Genomic DNA, 2,616 nt, shown 5'->3' on the forward strand with positions numbered 1-2,616 from the left:
CTAACAACTAACAACTAACAACTAACAACTAACAACTAACAACTAACAACTAACAACTAACAACTAACAACTAACAACTAACAACTAACAATTAATATTATGCAGTTGGCGAAACGTTTAGAACCCCTAAAATCGAATGTATTTGCTGATATGGATCGAGCTAAGGCCTTAGCTAGGGCGGCGGGACAGAAAACGATCGATCTGTCTCTGGGTTCTTCTGATTTGCCAACGGCGCAGAATGTCATAGATGCGATCGCACAGTCTTTATCTGATAGCAGCACTCATGGCTATTTACTTTTTAACGGTACTAAAGCTTTTCGAGAAGCGGCGGCGAATTGGTACGCCCAGAAATTCGGCATTCAAGTTGACCCGGAAACTGAAGTTTTGCCTTTAATTGGTTCCCAAGAAGGCACAGCTCATTTGCCTTTAGCAGTGCTTAATCCCGGAGATTTTGCTTTGTTGCTAGATCCGGGGTATCCTTCTCACGCAGGAGGCGTTTACTTGGCTTCTGGTCAGATTTATCCGATGCCGCTGCGGGCAGAAAATCAGTTTTTACCTGTGTTTGAAGAAATTCCTGCTGCTGTACTTACTCAGTCAAGGATGATGGTTTTGAGCTACCCTCATAATCCTACAACCGCGATCGCGCCTCTCTCTTTCTTTCAAAAAGCCGTTGCCTTTTGTCAGGAACATGACCTGGTTTTAGTTCACGACTTCCCTTATGTAGATTTAGTATTTTCAGGGGAGTTATCCCGTTGCGACACCGCCCCTTCCCTTTTACAAGCTGACCCCGAAAAAAGCGTGTCTATTGAGTTTTTTACCCTTTCCAAATCCTACAACATGGGGGGGTTTCGAGTCGGATATGCGATCGGGAATGCTCAATTAATAGAGGCCCTGCGAAAGGTGAAAGCCGCCATTGACTTTAACCAGTATCGAGGAATTTTGAACGGCGCGATCGCAGCATTAACTGGCCCTCAAGACAGCGTGACCGCGACAGTTGAAACCTTTCGGCAGCGGCGGGATGCCTTTGTCGGAGCACTGCATAGCATCGGTTGGCAAGTGCCTCAGCCTGCTGCTACTATGTATGTATGGGCTAAATTACCTGAGCCTTGGAATCAAGATTCTGTAAAATTTTGTATGGAATTAGTACAAAAAACAGGAGTAGCAGTTTCACCTGGTGCAGGTTTTGGCAAAGCTGGAGAAGGCTATGTTAGATTTGCCCTAGTAGAGCCGCCACCAGTTTTGGAGTTAGCCGCAGCTAAAGTGGGCAAATTCCTAAGAGGGTGCTGAGATTAAAAAGTCAGTCTTGAACTTTAGCAAAGCTTTACTTAATTTTAGGGGAAATCACACCATATCTTCATAAAATCTAGCCTCTAGATTTTATAAAATTAGATGGGGTTAGAAGAGAAAATAGCAGGGGAAAAATCTTACTAAATACAATTTAGGATTTTGGGTGAGATGGAAAACTGTTTTTGGAGACAGATCGGATCGAAAAATTCTCTGGAACGAGGTTAACCCCTCGACTAATTCATGGTTTAACAATTGTACGGTCAAAAGTGTAGAGGCAAACACCATGTACAAGACTATCAGATGGCTTTTACTGAGCACTACGCTGTTTGTCGGCGCGAGTGCGATCGTAAGCTATCCAGCCAAGGCTTTTGAAGCGAACAAGCAGGAGCAAACTCCAGTAAGCTTTGAATTAGCACAGGCAAGCGTCCAGCAGGATAATACACTTAGTGATACTTCTACTTATAACTTTAGTATTAACTACTCGGATCGCCGTCCAACGAGCGATCGGCCGAATTCCACCTGGACACAGAACACTCCGAGTGATGCGACCGCAAGTACAGTATCTATACCGGAACCCTCTACACTTGTAGGTTTAATTGGTTTTAGTGCGCTTTTTGCATTTAAGCGTAAGTCACTAAGAAAAGCTTAATTGGTAATTTATATTAGTAATCTATTTCTTCAAATTATTCTCCAAATTATTCAGGACTTACGCACCCAACTATATTAGCAATCTATTTCTCCAAATTATTCAGGACTTACGCATCCAACCAAAGAAACCGGGTTTTTTGACGAAAATACTTCGCCTTTACCCACAGATTCTCTCAAAAACCCGGTTTCTAGGACGACCTGCGTAATATCATGTCCGGCAAATTACTTACAATCTGTCATTGCGAGCCAAGCGCAGCGCGTCAAGCGCTGCGCTTGGCTCGCAATGACAAGTATTTAACCGGAATTGCTGTAAATCATATTATTGATACAATCTGCATTGTTGAGTGAACTTCATATAACCAACCTCCTGCCTCTAAAGTTCAGAATGCTGCTTTTCCATTTGCAAAGCCTCCTTTACTCTTTCATACTCAGCCTCAATCTGCTGAAAAATCGCAACTGACTCTAGCGGTAAAGGCTTACCCTCATTAATACTAACCCTGGCCATTGTTTCAAGTTGCTGGCAAAGTTCATATAGAATTAAAGCACCAAGAGTACCACTAATTGACTTTAAAGAATGGGCCGCTGGCCGCAGAGCCAATATATCTGCCGACGCTAAAGAGATCCCTATATCTTCTAGTAATTTGGGAGCAGTTTCTAGGTAAATATCAATCACCTCATCGA

At 43.1% G+C, this 2,616-nt stretch carries 3 protein-coding genes; 2 read left to right on the plus strand and 1 reads right to left on the minus strand.

Features of this window, described 5'->3' with window-relative positions; all coding sequences use genetic code 11:
• The first annotated feature begins 99 nt into the window (after positions 1-99).
• Complete coding sequence (locus tag OSCI_RS13290; RefSeq protein WP_007355490.1) at positions 100-1,287, plus strand: LL-diaminopimelate aminotransferase; 1,188 nt, start codon at positions 100-102, stop codon at positions 1,285-1,287.
• A gap of 283 nt (positions 1,288-1,570) precedes the next feature.
• Positions 1,571-1,936 carry a PEP-CTERM sorting domain-containing protein gene (locus OSCI_RS13295; protein ID WP_007355491.1) on the plus strand — a complete coding sequence of 122 codons (366 nt, stop codon included), beginning with the start codon at positions 1,571-1,573 and terminating at the stop codon, positions 1,934-1,936.
• A 372-nt stretch (positions 1,937-2,308) separates the two neighbouring features.
• Here the strand turns inward: OSCI_RS13295 and OSCI_RS13300 are convergent.
• A partial coding sequence (locus OSCI_RS13300) for an Hpt domain-containing protein (RefSeq protein WP_039962279.1) occupies positions 2,309-2,616 on the minus strand: 308 nt, incomplete at its 5' end.

Source organism: Kamptonema sp. PCC 6506, assembly GCF_000180455.1.
GTDB classification, from domain to species: domain Bacteria; phylum Cyanobacteriota; class Cyanobacteriia; order Cyanobacteriales; family Microcoleaceae; genus Kamptonema; species Kamptonema formosum.